Below are 18,892 nucleotides of genomic sequence, written 5' to 3'. Positions count from 1 at the left end.
GAACCGTCCCCACCTAATTGCGGTCAAAGACTGACCAGTCTGACGGACATTACTGCATGAGTGAAATTACACTTTCAAGCCTCAAAATGCCGATAGAAGGGATGACTTGCGCGGCCTGCTCCACACGCCTGGAACGCGTGCTCAACAAGCAGTCAGGAGTGAAGGATGCCCGGGTCAACCTTGCAGCTAACAATGCCACTGTCGATTTTGATAGGGGAGCCATCTCTGCTGGCGAGGTAGTGACGGCAATTAGTAAAGCGGGTTTTTCCGTGCCATCTGAAACGGTTGATCTGCTGATCAGCGGTATGACCTGTGCCACCTGTTCCGGCCGCCTGGAGAAGGTGCTGTCACGTCTGCCGGGTGTTGAACGTGCCGTGGTCAACCTAGCAACAGGGAAGGCGACAGTGACAGCGCCTTCCGGTGTCGTCTCACTGGAGTTGCTGATCGATTCAGTAGCCAAAGCCGGATTCGTTGCCGAGCCCGCAGCAACAGCTGCGGAACAGCAGGCGGTGCTGGAGGCGAAAGCACAACAGCGTGCCAGACGAGAGGTTATCCAGCTTGTTATTGCCATAGTACTGACCCTGCCTCTGGCCATGCCGATGCTGCTGATGCTGTTTGGTATCGATGCCACCCTGCCTGCCTGGTGGCAGTTTGCTCTGGCAACCCCGGTGCAGTTCTGGCTCGGCGGTCGGTTTTATGAGGGCGCCTTTAAATCGTTGCGCGGTGGTACCGGTAATATGGATGTGCTGGTGGTGATGGGTACCAGCGCCGCCTGGGGGCTGAGCACCTGGGTAACCCTGGCCGGTGGCGCCGGCGGGCACCTCTATTTTGAAGCGGCCGCCATGGTGATCACTCTGGTGCTGTTCGGCAAGTGGATGGAAGGTCGAGCCAAACGCGGCGCCGCCTCGGCAATCCGGGCGCTGATGGATTTGCGGCCGGAACTGGCACAGGTTGAGCGCGATGGCGTTTTGATTGAGATCCCTGCTGAGAGTGTGGCGCAGGATGAAATAGTGATCGTCCGTCCTGGTGAGAGAGTGCCGGTTGACGGAGTGATTGTGGAAGGTGAAAGTCAGTTGGATGAGTCACTGATTACCGGGGAATCACTTCCGGTCTCCAGAGGAGTGGGCGATACCGTTACCGGTGCTTCAGTCAATGGTGAGGGCATGCTGCGGATTAAAGCCACAACCGTAGGCGTGGAGTCGACGCTATCGAGGATCATTCGTCTGGTGGAAAATGCCCAGGCCAGTAAAGCACCGGTGCAGAAGATGGTGGATCAGATTTCGGCTGTATTTGTACCCGTGGTCGCGGTTATCTCTCTGTTCACTTTTCTGGGGTGGTGGCTGATTGGAAACGATCTGCAAACGGCATTTCTCGCGGCTGTCTCTGTGTTGGTGATTGCCTGCCCGTGTGCTCTGGGACTGGCCACCCCTACCGCTTTGATGGTGGGTACCGGTGTGGCTGCCCGCCATGGTGTCCTGATTAAAGACGCAGAAGCGCTTGAGCGTGCCCATCACAGTAATAGCGTGGTATTCGATAAAACCGGCACTCTGACACAGGGGCACCCTAGTGTGGAGCGGGTTGTTGCCGTTGATGGTAATGATGCCCGTCTGCTTCAGCTGACGGCGTCCGCCCAGCAGGGAAGTGAGCATCCTCTCGCCAGGTCGGTTCTTGACCGGAGCCAGCTTGGTGGTTTGTCACTATTACCGGTGACTGAGTTCACCAGCCTTCCTGGCCGGGGCCTCTCCGCCCAAGTGGACGGAAGAGTCCTGCTGGTTGGAAACCGGCGTCTGATGCAAGAACACAATATCGGGCTTGGATCACTGGGACCGGAAGCGGATGGTTTGGAGGCCGAAGGGCGCACGCTGATGTGGGTGACGGATAATTCAGCAGCCGAGAAGCTGTTGGGGTTTATTGCTGTGAGCGATCCGGTCAAGGAGGGTGCAGCCGAAGCGGTTGCCGAGCTGCAGAGGCGGGGATTGCTGACGGTGATGCTGACCGGAGACAATCGCTATGCTTCCCAGATGGTGGCCGATGCAGTGGGTATTGACCAGGTCATATCAGAGGTGCTGCCGGAAGATAAGGCGTCTGAAATAGAGAAGTTGAAGCAGGCGGGTGGCGTTGTGGCGATGGTGGGTGACGGTATCAATGATGCCCCGGCTCTGGCTGTGGCGGACATCGGCATAGCCATGGGGACAGGTACCGATGTGGCGATGCATACTGCGGGCATCACGCTGATGCGGGGTGATCCCTTGCTGATAGCCGATGCACTCTCAATCTCTTATGCAACCTACAATAAGATCAAGCAGAATCTGTTCTGGGCCCTGATCTACAATTTGATTGCAATTCCGCTGGCCGCATCGGGCGCGCTTAATCCGGTGGTTGCCGGTGCCGCTATGGCGATGTCGTCGGTGAGTGTGGTGTCCAATTCACTGCTGCTGCGTCGCTGGCGCAGTAGCAGAAGTTAAAGCGTGTCAGTTTTTATAAGTCCGGGGACTGGAGGGCATGACCATACCCTCCAGTCAGCATTTGCATGGGGTTATTCGGGCGCTGGAGGATATGCTTTTGTGCTAATAAAAGGATATGTGATTGTGTCTAAGATATATAAAGTTGAAGGTATGAGTTGTGGCGGTTGCGTCAGCTCGGTAGAGCAGGCGATCAAGTCTGCAGCACCTAGTGCCACGGTCAGCGTTGTGCTGGAGAGTGGTCTAGTGACGGTGGATGGTGTGGATGATGATGGGATGATTGCGCAGGCGGTGGATGATGCCGGTTTCACTTTTGCAGGTATTACCTGATGGCAGCGTCCCGGCAACTGCCCCTATCTTCCTACATCCGCTGTCGGCCAGGGCAATAACAGGCTGTCGAAGACCGGGGCGTTTTGGGGATAGGGATGTCCCAAAACTCATCACGAAATCGAAGGCACATTTGTCATGTCTTTTTAGTCACCTAAGTGGCGCATTGTGGAATTGAATCTACCTGATTCCCACCATCTGGCCGATAGCCTGCTCTATCTCCATCAGCGCGATCAGTTGCTGGAGAAGTTGCTTAAACGCGTTGAACTGTTTATTCAGTTTGGCCTGCCCGAGGATGAACATGCCCGACCGGTCAGACTTTTGGACGAGATTCGCAGGAAGGAGACTCGTAAGCCAAGTGTTGAGGTGTGTCTTGTCGGCCTGGAGTGATTGCTACGGAAGCTCTCATCTATGTTAGAATCCCCAGAATTTTACATTGCCTGGAACTGATTATGCCGATATATGAGTATCGTTGTGAGTCCTGCAGTCACGAACTGGAGGCGATACAAAAAATGAGTGATGCACCACTCAAAAAGTGCATCGAATGTGGCGAAAACGCATTGAAAAAACTAATCTCCGCCGCTGGCTTTCGCTTGAAAGGGAAGGGGTGGTATGAGACAGATTTCAAGAGCGGCAGCAAAAAGAATCTGCATGAAACCGGGGGGGGGAAGTCGAAGCCAGCACCTACCTGCAGTACCGGCGGATGCTCCGGTTGCGATTGATCTGCGGCTCTATGAGTTTCCTGCGGCGTTGTCTGATTGCGGGGTTGCTGGTCTGGGTGCCGCTAGGTGTCACTCTGCTAGTTGTCCGCCTGCTGGTTAGCTGGATGGATGGTAGTCTGCTGCTGATTCCCGAGGCCTACCGGCCTGAAAGCCTAGTTGGTTTTGCCATCCCCGGCCTTGGGGTGGTGCTGTCGGTGCTGATCTTACTTGTTACCGGTGCTCTGGTAACTAATCTCTTTGGCCGCACCCTAGTTGGCCTCTGGGAGCGTCTTCTGGCACGCATTCCCCTGGTTCGATCTGTCTACTCCGGAGCCAAGCAGTTGGCGGAGACCATGTTCTCCGGTGCGGGCCAATCTTTCCGTAAAGTGCTGCTGGTGGAGTTTCCACGCCGTGGACTCTGGACCATCGCCTTCCTGACCGGAATCGATAGGGGCGAGGCCCAGGAGAAAACGGGCAAGAATGTGATCAATATCTATGTGCCCACCACGCCAAATCCCACCGGCGGTTATTTTGTCATGGTGCCCCGGGAAGATGTGGTGGAGTTGGATATGAGCGTGGATGACGGTCTGAAAATGCTCATGTCCATGGGTGCTGTGGTACCGGATGTTCAAAAAACCATCTCAGAGCTTGCGTCAGAAGAGCCTAAACCGTAACATTCCCGCTTTTCACTGGCCGTATCCTCGGCCACATCTTTCAGTTGGAGGCTGGCCCAGGAATAAAAAGCCTTAGTTGCGGCCCCTATTCACGGACAATCTCTTGCCAGCGGAACCAGTTTAATGCGTACCCACTATTGCGGACATCTGAATGCCTCCCATATCGATCAGGAGGTGGAGATTTGCGGCTGGGTCCATCGTCGGCGTGACCACGGCGGTGTGATCTTTATTGACCTGCGTGATCGCGAAGGTCTGGTGCAGGTGGTTTATGATCCTGACTTGCCGGAAGTTTTCTCTGCAGCCGAGCAGGTGCGTAATGAATACGTCCTGTGGGTGAAGGGCCGGGTGCGCGTCCGTCCTGAAGGGACGGTGAATGCGGATATGCTAACGGGTGAGATCGAGATACTGGGTCTCAGCCTGGAGGTGCTGAATAGCGCGGGTACACCGCCGTTTCAACTAGATGAGCACGAGAAGGTTTCTGAAGAGGTGCGGTTGCGCTACCGATATATTGATCTGCGCCGTCCTGAGATGCTGGAGCATATCCGCCTGCGGGCTGAGGTTACCGGCGAATTGCGGCGCTACCTGGATGGCAACGGTTTTCTCGATATAGAGACGCCGATGCTAACCAAGGCGACGCCCGAGGGCGCACGTGATTACCTAGTGCCTTCACGCACCCATCCCGGCCACTTCTTTGCGCTGCCTCAGTCTCCACAACTGTTCAAGCAGTTGCTGATGATGTCAGGCATGGATCGCTACTATCAGGTGGTGCGCTGTTTCCGTGATGAAGATCTGCGCGCCGACCGCCAGCCGGAATTTACCCAGCTCGATGTCGAGGCTTCGTTTATCGATGAAGACAGCATCATGGAGATGATGGAGGAGATGATCCGCCAGACGGTGAAGAAGGTACTGGGCGATGAGCTTCCCAATCCCTTCCCGCGCATGACCTTTGAAGAGGCGGTTCGCCGCTTTGGTTCAGATCGGCCTGATATGCGCTGTCCCCTGGAGCTGGTTGATGTTGCCGACCTGATGCAGGATGTCGATTTCAAGGTTTTCTCCGGGCCGGCAAAGGACCCTGATGGTCGTGTAGCTGCACTGCGATTGCCGGAAGGGTGCGAGTTGACCCGCAAGAAAATCGACGGCTATACCAAATTTGTCGGTATCTATGGCGCCAGAGGCCTGGCCTACATTAAGGTCAATGCGTTGGCTAAAGGGCGTGAGGGACTCCAATCCCCGATCCTCAAGTTCCTGCCCGACGAGGCGGTAGATGAAATCATGAAGCGCACCGGAGCTGAAGATGGAGACCTGATCTTCTTCGGTGCGGACAAGGCGAAGATCGTCAATGAGGCACTTGGCGCCCTCCGGGTGAAACTGGGTGAGGATAGCGGCTTGATGGCGGACGGCTGGCACCCTCTCTGGGTGGTGGATTTCCCCATGTTCGAGTGGGACGACCAGGCCGACCGGTGGAATGCGCTGCATCACCCATTCACCGCTCCGAAAGAGGAACAACTGGGGCTGCTCGACAGTGATCCAGGTACCTGTACCTCACGGGCTTACGATATGGTGATCAATGGCACTGAAGTTGGTGGGGGTTCCATCCGTATTCATCGTAGCGAAGTTCAGCAGAAAGTGTTCCGCCTGTTGGGTATAGATGAAGAGGAGGCTAAGGAGAAGTTTGGCTTCCTGCTTGAAGCTCTGAACTACGGCTGCCCGCCGCATGGAGGTCTCGCTTTCGGCCTGGATCGTCTGGTGATGCTGCTGGTTGGCGCCAACTCCATCCGCGAAGTGATGGCATTCCCGAAGACGCAGACTGCAGCCTGTATGCTAACTTCGGCACCTTCCGAAGTGAGTGCGGCCCAGCTCCGTGATCTGTCTATCCGGGTACGTAAACCTCAGGTGGTAGAGAAGAAAGGCTAAAGTGGCTGCAGGTTGTGTGATATAAGCCGGTTGCAGGTGTAGCACTAACCTCAACAGGAGTGGCAAGATGGCATCAAGATATTTTAGCGGTGGCAGTTTTCTGTTCAGACTGCTGCTGGCAGTGGTGGTTATTTTCACCACTTATAACCCCGAGAGTTACTCTTACTATCACTGGGCAATTGAGAAGTTGTTGGCTGACTTTGCCAGTTTCAATATTCTGAAACCCTTTTTGGGCTTGGTGCTATTGATTGGCTGGACTATATTGATTCGGGCGACACTCCGTTCCCTGGGTCTTGTGAGTATTATCCTGGCTGTTGGTTTCTTTGGGCTACTGATCTGGCTGTTGGTCGACGTGAGTGGTCTGGATGCCAGTAATCTGCGGATTATGAGTTATATCGTTGAGTTAGTCCTGGTGGGCGTGTTGAGCGCAGGCGTCTCTTGGTCACATGTCCGGCGGAAAATCTCCGGTCAGGTGGATATGGACGTAAGGGGATGATTGAACTTATTTGATATAGTCGCCCCTGAATTATTTATAACCATCATGATAAACATGAACTAATAAGCTATTTATGATAAAATGGTCCGCAAAGTAAAGTCTTCACTTCAACATCAAAGCCTTGCAAACATAAAGCCCAAGAGAAGGCCATCACCTTAAAGTAATTCTGTTCCTGGATGAGATCACCTCGGCAACCCCCCCCTCCGTCTCCGCGGCAGCCTATCAGCTGGTTCTCGACCACCATCTGGGAAAGTATCGGATACCCGGACGGCAGGGCGATTTCTGCCGCAGGCAACCGCCAGGGAGACAGAGTGTTACCTACACCATGCCGGTGCCCCTGGCCAATCGCTTCTCCCATTTCGAGGTGGATACCCAGCCTGGACGACTGGGCCTACCGTGATCAAATCTGATGAGCGGATCATCGCCTTCCTGCGGTTTCTCGGCCTGAGTTGCTGTTCGACTCCGATCCAGCCCACAATCCGGTGGCGTTCCCATCACCACGCCCCTGGGAGTTTGCCCACAGTGATCTGAACAAGTTCATTGAACACCCTGACCTGCTTCAGGAAACGCTCCAGGCCTGCGTAAGCCCGGCGGCAGGCATAGAACTCCACGCCTTCATCAACAGTATCGATCAGATGCCCGACCTGGATGCCATTATTGCAGGTGAAGAGATACCGGCACCCAGCGAGATTGATCTCCAGTATACGATTGCTGCCGCCCTGGTGGGAAGAGCCATCCGCTCCTAGGACACTCCAGAACGGACAAAAATCATCGACAACATTCTGATCTATGCCAACCGTTTTCCACAACACGAAATGGGAGTAATGCTGGTTTCGGATATGCACCGGGCCATAGGAAACACCCTTTTCGAGGCACCCCAATTTGCCCAATGGGCCCAGGCTATATCGAATGTAATGCTGTTCGAGTAGAGCGTTTTATGATCCGGGAAATATTTTGCATGCGTACTACAGACGATAGATCTTGAGCTCCAGCAGCATTGAAACCAAACTGATCCTGGACAAACCGTTTCTGGGCGCCCTGGTAATGCGTCTGCCGATGGAGCTAGCCGATCCTGAATGGTGCATCACCACACCGACAGATGCCCGAAAGTTCTACTACAATCCGGAGTACGTGGATGCCTTGAACCTCAATGAAACCGAGTTCATGCTGGCACATGAAAAGCCATCTGAAGGCGACAGTAGCCAGCTCGAAACAGATGAAAACACGGGAGGACGGTCGGCACCACTACCCTTGACACCCATGAGCAGGAGACGCTCAGCATCCAGTGGCAATAGCGCATAGCGGGGGCTGCAATGCAGGCGGGAAAACTGGGCGGTTCATTAACCAGGATAATCGATCACCTGCTGCAACCCCATCTGCCCTGGCGCATGCTGCTTGCCCATTATCTCTCCAGGATGATTACAGTTATATGCGCCCCCCGCGATGCTCGGGAAAGTACATACTGCGCAGCCATCAGATCGACTTGGTGGTCGCGCTGAATATCAGCGGCTCTATCGGCGAAGAGGATTTTGCCCGGTTTCTCTCAGAGATCAATGCCATCAAAGGGCAGTTACGTACAAGGATCACGCTTCTGGCCTGCGATACGGCTCTGGCAGAGGATGGTCCCTGGGTATTTGAGCCCTGGGAAACCTTCGAACTGCCCGTGCCTTGAAGGGCGGAGGTGGCGCCCGCTTTGCGCCGGTCTTTGAATGTATAGAGAAGCAGGGCTTACAACCTGAAACCCTGATATATTTCACAGATGCTGAAGGCAAGTTTCCGGATTATCCGCCAAATTTTTATGTGGTATGGCTGATTAAGGGAAAACAAAAGGTCCCATGGGGACAACGCATCCAACTCAACTGAACTTTATCCTGTCAGGCCGGTCTCTCAGAGCATGTTCAAGCACCATACAGCAGCACCTACATCCAGAAGAGCGACACTGCTCGTCTCCCTGGCATTCCTGCTGAACAGCCTGATACCGGTAAGCCTTGCCGATGATATCCCACTCCCTGAAATTGGCGCCCCCTCCGGTAATATACTGACACCCGCAGAAGAGAGGCGCCTTGGACAGGCGTTTATGCGCAGTATCAGAAACTCCATGGATGTGGTCTCAGATCCATTGATGACCGCTTATATCCAGTCACTGGGCGATCGCCTGGCCGAAAACAGCGAGACCGTCGGATATAACTTTCAGTTCTTCATCATTAATGACCCGATAGTCAACGCCTTTGCCGGCCCCGGAGGTCACATAGGTGTCTATACAGGGCTGATAACAACCACCCAGTCAGAGAATGAACTTGCCTCCGTGCTGGCCCATGAAATGGCTCACATTACGCAACAGCACCTAGTACGGAGATTTGATGCCACCAAGCGCATGACGCTGCCCGCAGCAGGACTAACCATTGCAGCGCTGGTTATCGGCGCCGCATCGAAGAATCCGGATGCTGCGGTAATGGCAGCCAAAGGTATACAGGCAGGCATGCTGCAACATCAGATCAACTTCACCCGATCCAACGAGGAGGAAGCCGATCATATCGGCATCAAAACCCTCGCTGCAGCCGGTTTTAATTCCAGGGCAATGCCAACCTTCTTCTGGCGCATGGGCCAGGCGTCACGACTATACGACAGTGGTAAGTTGCCTGAATTCCTCAGAGCTCATCCGGTCACCAGCAACCGTATTGCCGATACCCACGGTCGCGCCGATGCCTACCCTTACCGGCAACGCGCCGGTAGTCTGGAGTATCACCTGCTCCGTGCGCAACTGCGGGCAGCTGAATTCGAACAGCCAAAAGAGGCGATCCGTTTTTACCGCAAAAGTCTCGAAGAGGGGCGGTTTCGAAATGAGGATGGCCAAAGATATGGCTATGTTCTGGCACTCATCTCCGGCCGCGAATTCGCTGCGGCCAGAGAGCAGATCAAACGGCTCCGCGACAAACGCCCTGAACAGGTCGATTATATCGTAGCCCTCTCGCTAATAGAGAAAGGATCGAATCATCCTGAAGCAAGACTACAAACCCTGAGAGAGGGGCTGGAAATTCATCCGGGCAGTTATATGCTGTCGATCTATTACGCCCGGGCGCTACTGGAGCAGGGAAAGTCCCAGAAAGCCCGGACACTACTGGAACAACAGCTGGTTGGCCGCAGCGACAACGCCACACTCTACAAACTCCTCGCCCAGGCAGCCGGTGACAGTGGAGATAAAACCAGTGGCCACCATTACCTGGCAGAATTTCACTACCTCTCAGGCGCTCACAAATCAGCTATACAGCAGCTTGAGATCGCCCTGCGGGACCGCTCTATGGACTATTACACCAGCGCCCGACTGACAGCCCGATTAAAACAGATCCGCCAGGAACAGGCAGATTTAAAGGAGCACCAAAGATAACGCTTATTGAGGGTTATCCCTTCTACCCTGTGTTGCGATCTTCCGTTATCTTCTATGATCGAACCAACCAAATTACTGATGGAGTGATGTATGACTAGAGTTTAGAGCGACACAGCCGCTCGAGCTCGAACCCTCGATGATCATTCTGCCGCTTATTACAAGTAGCTAAACTCATACCTCGCTGCATATTCACTTCCTAGCCAATTTAGCGGCTCGAACTTTTTGCATTTACAGTCCCACCACTCCCTTATAGTTACATGGCGAAAAATGGTTACAAGCCCCCTTACGAATTTGCCTTGCTGTTATTGGATTGTCCCGCCGCCAGGGTGAATGACGGCACAACTGCTGAACACGATTGCCGTTCAACAATCCCAGCAACTGCACTAGGCCATACCCCATCACCGTTAAATGAATCCAGCGATGTAGGGTCTGCTACCACGCTCCCTTCATACCCCAAGAAAGCTTAAGGGAACCTCTAAAAACCTTCCCAAATCAGCGATAATAGTAACCAACTCAAGCAATTATTGATAAAAGCCATACAACCGAGTTTTTTGATCATCAAGACCGACTTGAACTCCTTGATCAACTGGGAGACCCGCTGCCAAAGCTGGAAAGGACCGTAGACTAGGAGGTTTTTCGGGTATTGCTGGGCTCAGTTTATAAAAACAGTGGTCCCAGTAAAGGTAGGCGTCTACCTTGCGGTACGGTACTGATGTTCAAGGTGTTGGTCCTACAGCATTTATTCAATCTATCCGATGATCAAACAGAGTTCCAAATACAGAATTGCTATAGCTTTTATCGTTTTCTTGAGCTGAGCCCGGAGGGTAAAGTACCCGATGCTAAAACAGTTTGGGTATATTGTGAGCGCCTGAAAGAACGGGGCCTTGTTGATAAACTTTTTTCAGAGCTGTTGATCCAGATTGATGCAGCAGGCTTCAGTGCTCGCAAGGGACAGATTGTAGATGCCGCTATCGTTCCAGCACCCAGGCAACGTAAATACGCGAGAGGAAAATAGGCAGATCAAAGCCGGGGGCAGCCTTGAGGCATGGAGTGATAACAAGCACCGTCAGAAGGATGTTGAAGCCCACTGGACCATGAAGCATGATAAAATTCACTATAGATACAAAAAACATCCGCATAGACCGGAAGCACAAGGTCATTCGCAAGTACGCTATCACATCAGCAGAAGTTCACGATAGTCAGGTCTTCGAGGAACGGCTGGATGAGAGCAACAGTAATGGCAGTGTCTGGGCCGATTCTGCTTACCGCAGTGTAAAACGGAAAGCCGCTTTACCGGGTGCGCATTACCGCAGTCACATTCACCGCAAGTCGACACACAAACGCCCCTTGAATGAACGGAAGCAAGAGGCAAACCGAAAACGATCAAGAGTTTGGGGCCGCAAATTGAGCACGTGTTCTGATAGACACACTCCGGCCATAATTGAAGCCTGGGCATAGCCTCGCCACTCCAAGCCCATAGGCATAGAAAGAAACAACAGCATATTTTGGCTTGGTGATGATCCTGTCTGGTAGGCTTCATGTACCAGCGAAAGATGGCGGCGTAATCCTGCGGAGACCCAACCCTTTCGAGCTCATCTTACCCTGCAGATACTGGGATTCCGGGCCGCCGTTTTCGGCCAACGGCATCAACATACCCAGTGCCTTGGATAGCCGCCTGAATCGAGAGGCAGAACCGCTTTAATTCCAGAGAGAATTCGATCTTTTCTCCAGTTTCGACAGCGACCATTGTACTGCTTTTTTGGGAGCAGGCAGCAGATGTAATAATAAAGCAAGGCGAGAAAAACGAGGCAAACGGCCCGGTGCAACCGTCCGGAGGTAAAGGGAAAAACATCGTCACCCTTTTCGCTCCAGGGAGGGCTGTCTCCATATAAAAGGCACACCAAAGCCTTCCATAACTGATTATTTCATCCGAACACTTAATGCCATGCCATTTGTGCATCATGAAGCAAAATAAATCAAGAATTTGATTCCTGGCAGCATATGGATAATTAATACACCATGCCCCCTCGTGAACATTTACTCTAGCATTGAGGTGTCGTCTGTTGTCACCCCTGACTCAATTACAGACTGATGCCGACCAGAACATGGCATCCTTTATACCAACCGGAGCATCTGCTTCAATAGGCCATCAGCGACCTGAAAACACGCTAAGTCCACTTGTTTCTCCCTGGGTTAGAGCCATACTTATAGTTGGAGTACAAGAGATCAAGGAAGCGTAAAATAGCGCTTATTATCAGAAACCCATGGCATCTCATGCAGCAATGGCAAAATAAGAACAGCAGATTTCCATTCTTTCCGACAATCCATGATGACACCGCCAATATCGTCGGTGGTGATTGAATTCCGGCAAATCGATATCAAAAGGGAGGAGAAAAGATATGTAATTCATGCCGATATTCCCGGCGTGGAACCCGAGAAAATCGAACTTTTCATGGAAAATGGCATGCTCACCACCAAGAGTGAGCATCGCGATGAGACCATTAGAGGAGAAGAAAAACTATAAACGAGTTGAACGTTCATACGGCTCTTTCTACCGGCGCTTCAGTCTGCCTAACAATATCGACCCGAAAAAAATACCAGCAACCGGTAAGGGTGGTATGCTTGAAATTGTGCTCCTCAAGACAGAGGCCTTGAGATCACACAAGAATTGGGATCAAACCAACAAAAGGATGATCGATCCGCAGGCAATCTGGTGAGCGATGTTACTAAGGAGCCTCTGATCAATTCATGAATTAATCAGAGGCCCCCTAGGTAAGAAGTGGGAGTGGTAGCATCACTCACCGCGCAAAATCAATGCCTGCTGGTAAAGGCGGTTTTTCTTCTCCCCGGTAATACGGGCAGTAAGGGCGGCGGCTTTTTTTACCGGCAACTCATCAACCAGCAGTTTGAGTATCCGCAGCGCTTCAGGACTCAGCAATTCGTCATCCTGGGTAGCGCCGGCAATCAGGATGACAAATTCTCCCTTGCGCTGATCAGGGTCGTTTTCCAGCAGCCTACAGAGCTCACCCAAAGTACACTGGATAATCGTCTCGTGCAGCTTGGTCAACTCCCTGGCAAGCACACATTGGCGACCCTCTCCAAACAGTGCCGCCATGTCAGCCAGCGACGCCTGAATCCGATGACTGGATTCATAAAAAATCAGCGTTAAGGGCTCATCCTTCAGCGTTTCAAATACGCCTTTCCGGGCAGAGGATGTTCTTGCAGAGAATCCTTCAAAACGGAAACGATCCGTCGGTAACCCGGCTGCCGAGAGCGCGGCAATGGCAGCGCTTGGCCCTGGCAGGGGGGAAACCCGGATGCCCAGTTGATGACAGGTTCTTACCAGAGGGAAACCCGGGTCACTGATAAGAGGCGTTCCCGCATCAGAGATCAAGGCCAGGGTATCCCCTTGTTGCAGCATCCGGGTCAGCTTTTCCAGCATTTCGCGCTCGTTATGTTCATGCATGGCCACTAACCGGGTGGAGATTCCCAGACTTTTCAGCAGAGGCCGACTATGCCGGGTATCTTCGGCCGCGATCAACGATACCGCATTCAGTACCTCTTTAGCCCTCTCTGTGATGTCCCCACGGTTACCAATTGGAGTTGCAACGACATAAAGCACACCATTTTCGATTGACACGGCCCACCTCAAAAAAGATACTTATTCACCCAATCGTGCCTGCCTGAATGCCACCATGCAACCAAATCGAACTATTTTCCTCTCTTTTCTTCTGCTGCTACTGCTTCTGACGGGCTGTGTCCCTTCGACGCTGGTCACGGAGGGAGAGAAGGTGCCGTCTGAAGCCGACTCGCTGATGCAGCAGGCCGAAGCCCTCAAGGCAGTGGGGGATTACGCTGGCGCAGCGGCACTGTTTGAGCAGCTTGCCAGACAAAACCAGCCACCTGCCAGACAAGTTCTGCTGTTACGCGCCGCAGAAAATCTGTTCCAGGCAGAAGAGAACGAGGCAGCTACAGTACTACTGGCCCGAATCAACACTGCGGCACTACCCCAACTCGACTTTCAGAAAAGCCTGCTGGTGGCCGAAATGGCCCTGGCGAGAAACCGCCCGGATGAAGCACTTTTGCTGCTGATGGAGGCGCCACAACCGGAAATCGCCGTAGCACTTCTCCAACGCTACCACCAAGACCGGGCCGAAGGTTTCCGCCTGTCGGGGAATCTGCTGGAGAGCGCCCGTGAATTGAGCGAACTAGACCGGTTGATTCAGGAGCTGGAGCCCCGCCTGGAGAATCAGATGGCCATTCTCCAGACCCTGGCCGCCCTGACAGATACGGCTCTTGATCTGCTCCAGCCATCGCCCCCGGGTATTCAGGGTGGGTGGATGGAGCTGGCCCGTGTTATCAAAGGCACTGCCGGAGACACTCGCCAGATTCAGCAGCTGATCGAAGCCTGGCGCGAAAAATTCCCTAGTCACCCGGCCATGCCGGATCTGCTGGATGGTTATTTCCAAAAACTGAAAGCCCTCTATCGGCGACCGAATCATCTGGCGATACTGCTCCCAATGAGCGGCCCTTACGCCAATGCCGCCCGGGCGCTACGAGAAGGCTTCATGGCCGCCTACTACCAGCAGCCTGCCGAAAACCGCCCGTATCTGGCCTTTTATGACAGCAGCAACAGTGCCGACACCTGGCCGCTCTATCAGCAGGCCGTGGATGCCGGTGCGGAGATGGTGATCGGCCCGCTTAACAAGGAGGGTGTTGCACAGATGGCCCGCGCCGGGGAGCTCGAGGTTCCGGTACTGGCATTGAACCAGATTCCGCCGATGGTGACGCCTCCCGCGGATCTCTACCAGTTTGGCCTCTCCCCGGAAGATGAAGCCCGGCAGGTGGCAGAACGGGCCTGGCTCGATGGACACACCCAAGCGGTGGTTCTCACCCCCCGAGGGAGCTGGGGTGAGCGCGTTTTTGAGGCCTTCCGGGACCGTTGGGAGCGCCTTGGCGGGCTACTCGCAGAACATCAAAAGTATAATGCCAAAGAGAATGACTTCTCCAAGCCCATCCGGGCTCTGCTCAATATTGATGAAAGTTACGCCCGCAAACGCGGTTTGCAGCAACTATTAGGTAAAAAGCTGGAGTTCGAGCCGCGCCTCCGGAAAGATGCTGATTTCATCTTCCTCGTCGCCAAATCACAAAAGGCGCGACAAATAAGGCCTCAGCTCCAGTTCCACCATGCATCGGGACTGCCTGTCTATGGCACTTCCCACATCTACTCGGGAAAACCGGCACCGGGTGATGATCAGGATCTTGAGGGAATCAAATTTCCCGATATCCCTTGGTTACTGGTTGCTGGAGGAAATGAACCGCTTGCACGTGAAAATCTGGCAGAATCACTCTCTGAAAGCCAAAGCCGCTACCCCCGCCTCTATGCCATGGGTATAGACAGCTTCAGCTTACTGCCGCATCTGGCCCGGCTGCAGACAACATCCAGGGAGACCCTGGACGGAAAAACCGGCAACCTCTATCTGGACGAAATCAACCAGATTCACCGCCAGCTGGTATGGGCAGAGATGCATAAGGGCACACCGCGAATTATCGGCTACGCCCCACGGCTGGATCTGGACATTGGTGAAACACCAATGCCTTCTGCCGAGACTGAAGCAGTAGAACCACAGGAAGACGAAGCTGATAGCAAAAGCGAAAAGCCAACCAGCCCGGCAGAAGAAAGAGCATTGTAGAGAATCGCAGGAGCCTGCCATGAACACCCACAGGCCTAAAATGGAATTGGGCATCAAGGCGGAGAAGCTGGCCAAACAGTACCTGGAGCAGCAGGGATTGGTCATGCTGACCCGGAACTTCCACTGCCGCGGGGGTGAAATAGACCTGATCATGCAACAGGAAAAAAACCTGGTATTTGTCGAAGTCCGATATCGAAAAAATACCGCCTTCGGCTCCCCGGCTGAGACCGTAACGAAAACGAAACAACAAAAAATCATAACCGCCGCCAACTACTATCTTACCAGCTGCGGTCAGCATGATATGAGCTGCCGCTTTGATGTCGTAGCAATAACAGGACAACACCCGGCAGAGATCGAGTGGATTACCGACGCATTTCAAATGGATACATTCAGATGAACTTGATTGACCGTGTTAAAGAAAATTTCAATGCCAGCATTCAGCTGAAAATAGATGCCACACCCTTACTGGCAGGCCCAATAACCGATGCTGCCGAACTCGTTGTCCAGCGACTGCTGGAAGGAGGAAAGATTCTCAGCTGCGGTAACGGCGGTTCAGCCGACAGCGCCCAGCACTTCTCAAGCCTGATGATCAACCGCTTTGAGCGGGAGCGCCCCGGACTCCCGGCCCTTACTCTCACCACCGACTCTTCCACCCTGACCGCTATCGCCAACGATTACGGCCTCGATGAAATTTTCGCCAAACAGGTCCGGGCGCTAGGCCACCCGGGGGATGTTCTGCTGGCTATCAGCACCAGCGGCAACACAGAAAATACCAATGCCGCTGTCGAAGCTGCACACGAGCGTGAAATGCGAGTGATTGCAGTAACCGGTCAGAGTGGCGGTCGCCTTACTACACTGCTACGGGAAACTGATGTGGAGATCAAAGTCCCCTCAGATTCAAAAATACGCATCAGAGAGGTTCATCTACTGATTATTCACTGCCTGTGCGATCTTATCGACCAGCAACTCCTTGGTAGCTGAGAGGCAGCTGCGTCAGTGTTATTGAGAAGTTGCGTATCAAAAAACGTACAATGGACGGATAATATCGGCTGGCAACCAGCAACCTGTATCTAGAAACGGAGATATCCAATGAGAACAACCGTACTGTTATTGACCGCTACCACACTGATTCTCGGCATACTGCAAGGTTGCGCGCCGATAATCCTAGGCGGTGTTGCAACCGGCGCTTCAGTAGCCCATGACCGGCGTTCCGGCGGTAGCGCATTGGATGACCAGACCATTGAATTCAAGGCGCTGAACATTCTCCATACCAACACCGACCTTGCTGACCATGGTAGCTTCAGCGCGACCAGCTTTAATCAAGTCGTACTGCTTACAGGTCAAGCGAAGAGTGAAAGCTATCGCAGCAAATACGCCGGACTGGTAGGCCAAATCTCAAAGGTTAAACGAGTGGTGAACGAGGTGCAGATTAGCCCTGATGCCGGCATTTCACAGCAGGCTTCCGACACATGGATCACCACCAAGGCAAAAACCCAGTTGTTCAAAATCAAAATCCCGGGATTTGACCCATTCCGGGTAAAAGTGGTTACCGAAAGTGGCGTTGTTTACCTCATGGGCCTGGTTACGCCGCAGGAGGCCGACGCCACTGTTGAGAAAGTGAGGTATCTGCGCGGCGTGAAGCAGGTAGTAAAGGTTTTTGAATACATCTGAACAGAAGCTCCCCCCGCTGAATGACGAAGCCTGCAAGGGTTTATGCGCCATTGTCGGCAAACAGGCGGTACTCACAGACCCGGGAGACTGCTGGCCTTACGGTTACGATAACAGCCGCCGGCACGCCCTGCCCCAAGCCGTGGTCTTTGCCACCCGCCATGAGCAGGTACGGGATATACTGCTGCTTTGTAACAGAGAGCGAATCAACCTGATTCCCCGGGGCACGGGAACCGGCACCACCGGTGCCACGGTGCCGGACCGGGGTGGTGTCATTCTCTCCCTGGAGAGAATGAATCGAATATTGGCAATAGACCCGGCCAATCGCATTGCGCGCGTCGAGCCCGGCGTGACGAATGCCGAGCTGCAACAGGCAGCAGGTAAACGGGGATTTTTCTGGCCGCCTGATCCAACCAGCGCCGCTATCTGCACGGTCGGGGGCAACCTGGCCTACAACTCCGCTGGTCCACGGGCGGTTAAATACGGCACCCCCAGGGACAATACACTGGGCCTGCGGGCGGTTACCGGCGCCGGGGAAGAAATGCGTACTGGCGTCATCACCACTAAAGGGGTGGTTGGATACGATCTGACACGACTTCTGATCGGCTCCGAGGGAACCCTGGCAGTGATCACGGAAGCGGTACTGAAACTTACCCCTCTGGCGGAAGCAAAATCAACCTTACTGGCAACCTACAAAGATATGCATGCCGCTGCCCAAGCCGTATCCAGCATCATGGCCCAACCAACGACACCCTGCACGTTGGAATTCATGGATGGCACCGCCATAGAGATGGTACGTAACTACTCTGATTTGGCACTTCCTCCGGAAGCAGGTGCATTGTTGATGATTGAGGTCGACGGACCGGCATACGGCCTGGATAAAGCTGCCGAGGCGGTAAAAACAGCAGCCAGCGTAGAAGGGCTCGTCGATATTCATATCGCCCGAACAAAAGAGGAGACAGCTAGTCTCTGGCGTACCCGTAAAGCGCTGTCACCGGCCTTGCGCAATGTGGCACCGAAAAAAATTAATGAAGATATCGTCGTTCCGGTTTCCCGTATTCCAGACCTGATAGAGGAACTGGACCAACTGTCAGGAGAAACCGGCATCAAGATCGTCAACTTCGGACATGCCGGGAACGGCAACATACATGTCAATCTATTGGCTGATTCTGATGACCCGGATGAGATGCGCCGCGCCCATCAGTGCCTCGATGCCCTGTTCGATCTGGTGCTGCGACTCGGCGGCACCCTCTCCGGTGAGCACGGGGTCGGCTTGGAGAAACGGGACTTTATCGACCGCGAGATCGACCCGGTCGCCCTGCGGCTGATGAACGATATCCGAAAGCAGTTCGATCCGGCAGGGATACTCAATCCCGGCAAATCAATCCCACCTCCTGAAGCATTCTGATAGAGCCGATAATGGGACACACGGATAGCAGAGGAAGAAGCCACCCGCCAATCCCTCCGCCCCACGGACGGATTGACAACTTGCACTTCGATCCACCCTGGATTACCTGTTTTTGTGAATGCAAAAGAAAACCCACTGGATAAAAGTGATATAACTTGGTGCCA

The 18,892-nt window shown here is 53.6% G+C and carries 21 protein-coding genes and 2 pseudogenes; 21 read left to right on the top strand and 2 right to left on the bottom strand.

What is annotated here, in order from left to right; genetic code table 11:
• Positions 1 to 56 precede the first annotated feature (56 nt).
• The 12 genes and pseudogenes from MN084_RS01140 (at position 57) to MN084_RS01085 (ending at position 9,959) form a co-directional block, all read left to right on the top strand.
• Complete coding sequence (locus MN084_RS01140; protein ID WP_241085191.1) at positions 57 to 2,465, top strand: heavy metal translocating P-type ATPase; 2,409 nt, start codon at positions 57 to 59, stop codon at positions 2,463 to 2,465.
• 123 nt (positions 2,466 to 2,588) lie between these two features.
• Positions 2,589 to 2,792, top strand: coding sequence for a heavy-metal-associated domain-containing protein (locus MN084_RS01135; RefSeq protein WP_241085192.1), 204 nt, complete (start codon positions 2,589 to 2,591; stop codon positions 2,790 to 2,792).
• 165 nt (positions 2,793 to 2,957) lie between these two features.
• Positions 2,958 to 3,179: a hypothetical protein gene (locus MN084_RS01130; protein ID WP_330178268.1), complete on the top strand. Its 222-nt coding sequence runs from the start codon at positions 2,958 to 2,960 to the stop codon at positions 3,177 to 3,179.
• 62 nt (positions 3,180 to 3,241) lie between these two features.
• Positions 3,242 to 3,511 carry an FmdB family zinc ribbon protein gene (locus MN084_RS01125; protein ID WP_241085194.1) on the top strand — a complete coding sequence of 90 codons (270 nt, stop codon included), beginning with the start codon at positions 3,242 to 3,244 and terminating at the stop codon, positions 3,509 to 3,511.
• Positions 3,493 to 4,164: a DUF502 domain-containing protein gene (locus tag MN084_RS01120; RefSeq protein ID WP_330178267.1), complete on the top strand. Its 672-nt coding sequence runs from the start codon at positions 3,493 to 3,495 to the stop codon at positions 4,162 to 4,164. Before MN084_RS01125 ends, MN084_RS01120 begins: the two co-directional genes overlap by 19 nt.
• A 123-nt stretch (positions 4,165 to 4,287) precedes the next feature.
• Positions 4,288 to 6,078, top strand: a complete 1,791-nt coding sequence (gene aspS / locus MN084_RS01115; RefSeq protein WP_241085196.1) for an aspartate--tRNA ligase — start codon at positions 4,288 to 4,290, stop codon at positions 6,076 to 6,078.
• Positions 6,079 to 6,145: 67 nt separating this feature from the next.
• Positions 6,146 to 6,574: a DUF6524 family protein gene (locus MN084_RS01110; RefSeq protein ID WP_241085197.1), complete on the top strand. Its 429-nt coding sequence runs from the start codon at positions 6,146 to 6,148 to the stop codon at positions 6,572 to 6,574.
• 157 nt (positions 6,575 to 6,731) lie between these two features.
• A pseudogene (locus MN084_RS19050) lies at positions 6,732 to 7,503 on the top strand (ATPase); the annotation flags it as partial.
• A gap of 52 nt (positions 7,504 to 7,555) precedes the next feature.
• The gene (locus MN084_RS01100; RefSeq protein ID WP_241085199.1) at positions 7,556 to 7,876 is read left to right on the top strand and encodes a DUF2201 family putative metallopeptidase; all 321 of its coding nucleotides are present in this window, start codon (positions 7,556 to 7,558) and stop codon (positions 7,874 to 7,876) included.
• Positions 7,877 to 8,003: 127 nt separating this feature from the next.
• Entirely contained in the window at positions 8,004 to 8,246 is a 243-nt protein-coding gene (locus tag MN084_RS01095; protein ID WP_330178266.1) for a VWA-like domain-containing protein, read from the top strand.
• A complete protein-coding gene (locus tag MN084_RS01090; RefSeq protein WP_320416339.1) occupies positions 8,243 to 8,437 on the top strand; it encodes a VWA-like domain-containing protein in 195 nt (64 codons plus the stop codon). Before MN084_RS01095 ends, MN084_RS01090 begins: the two co-directional genes overlap by 4 nt.
• A 31-nt stretch (positions 8,438 to 8,468) precedes the next feature.
• Positions 8,469 to 9,959 carry a M48 family metalloprotease gene (locus tag MN084_RS01085; RefSeq protein WP_241085200.1) on the top strand — a complete coding sequence of 497 codons (1,491 nt, stop codon included), beginning with the start codon at positions 8,469 to 8,471 and terminating at the stop codon, positions 9,957 to 9,959.
• 155 nt (positions 9,960 to 10,114) lie between these two features.
• On the opposite strand, the pseudogene MN084_RS19045 reads toward MN084_RS01085, so the two are convergent.
• Positions 10,115 to 10,427 (bottom strand): annotated as a pseudogene (locus MN084_RS19045) (hypothetical protein); the annotation flags it as partial.
• Between the two features lie 244 nt (positions 10,428 to 10,671).
• Here MN084_RS19045 and MN084_RS01080 point away from each other — a divergent pair.
• The 4 genes from MN084_RS01080 to MN084_RS01065 all read left to right on the top strand — a co-directional run bounded on the left by MN084_RS01080 (position 10,672) and on the right by MN084_RS01065 (position 12,676).
• Positions 10,672 to 10,974: a transposase gene (locus MN084_RS01080; protein ID WP_330178265.1), complete on the top strand. Its 303-nt coding sequence runs from the start codon at positions 10,672 to 10,674 to the stop codon at positions 10,972 to 10,974.
• 86 nt (positions 10,975 to 11,060) lie between these two features.
• Positions 11,061 to 11,417: a transposase gene (locus tag MN084_RS01075; RefSeq protein ID WP_241085202.1), complete on the top strand. Its 357-nt coding sequence runs from the start codon at positions 11,061 to 11,063 to the stop codon at positions 11,415 to 11,417.
• Positions 11,418 to 12,285: 868 nt separating this feature from the next.
• Positions 12,286 to 12,483, top strand: coding sequence for an Hsp20/alpha crystallin family protein (locus MN084_RS01070; RefSeq protein WP_277400076.1), 198 nt, complete (start codon positions 12,286 to 12,288; stop codon positions 12,481 to 12,483).
• The gene (locus MN084_RS01065) at positions 12,419 to 12,676 is read left to right on the top strand and encodes an Hsp20/alpha crystallin family protein (RefSeq protein ID WP_330178510.1); all 258 of its coding nucleotides are present in this window, start codon (positions 12,419 to 12,421) and stop codon (positions 12,674 to 12,676) included. Before MN084_RS01070 ends, MN084_RS01065 begins: the two co-directional genes overlap by 65 nt.
• A 77-nt stretch (positions 12,677 to 12,753) precedes the next feature.
• Here MN084_RS01065 and rsmI read toward each other — a convergent pair whose 3' ends face one another.
• Complete coding sequence (gene rsmI, locus MN084_RS01060; protein WP_445083931.1) at positions 12,754 to 13,593, bottom strand: 16S rRNA (cytidine(1402)-2'-O)-methyltransferase; 840 nt, start codon at positions 13,591 to 13,593, stop codon at positions 12,754 to 12,756.
• Positions 13,594 to 13,654: 61 nt separating this feature from the next.
• Between rsmI and MN084_RS01055 the strand changes: the two genes are divergently transcribed.
• The 5 genes from MN084_RS01055 to MN084_RS01035 all read left to right on the top strand — a co-directional run bounded on the left by MN084_RS01055 (position 13,655) and on the right by MN084_RS01035 (position 18,728).
• A complete protein-coding gene (locus MN084_RS01055; protein WP_241085204.1) occupies positions 13,655 to 15,652 on the top strand; it encodes a penicillin-binding protein activator in 1,998 nt (665 codons plus the stop codon).
• Positions 15,653 to 15,671: 19 nt separating this feature from the next.
• Entirely contained in the window at positions 15,672 to 16,049 is a 378-nt protein-coding gene (locus MN084_RS01050) for a YraN family protein (protein ID WP_241085205.1), read from the top strand.
• The gene (locus tag MN084_RS01045) at positions 16,046 to 16,633 is read left to right on the top strand and encodes a phosphoheptose isomerase (RefSeq protein WP_241085206.1); all 588 of its coding nucleotides are present in this window, start codon (positions 16,046 to 16,048) and stop codon (positions 16,631 to 16,633) included. Before MN084_RS01050 ends, MN084_RS01045 begins: the two co-directional genes overlap by 4 nt.
• 108 nt (positions 16,634 to 16,741) lie before the next feature.
• Positions 16,742 to 17,323, top strand: coding sequence for a BON domain-containing protein (locus MN084_RS01040; protein ID WP_241085207.1), 582 nt, complete (start codon positions 16,742 to 16,744; stop codon positions 17,321 to 17,323).
• Positions 17,310 to 18,728 carry an FAD-binding oxidoreductase gene (locus MN084_RS01035; protein ID WP_445083872.1) on the top strand — a complete coding sequence of 473 codons (1,419 nt, stop codon included), beginning with the start codon at positions 17,310 to 17,312 and terminating at the stop codon, positions 18,726 to 18,728. Before MN084_RS01040 ends, MN084_RS01035 begins: the two co-directional genes overlap by 14 nt.
• Positions 18,729 to 18,892 lie beyond the last annotated feature (164 nt).

It is taken from the genome of Candidatus Vondammii sp. HM_W22, from assembly GCF_022530855.2.
Lineage (GTDB): Bacteria > Pseudomonadota > Gammaproteobacteria > Chromatiales > Chromatiaceae > Vondammii.
The sequence above is the reverse complement of the archived record's forward strand: the minus strand, read 5'-3'. Positions and strand labels throughout refer to the sequence as shown.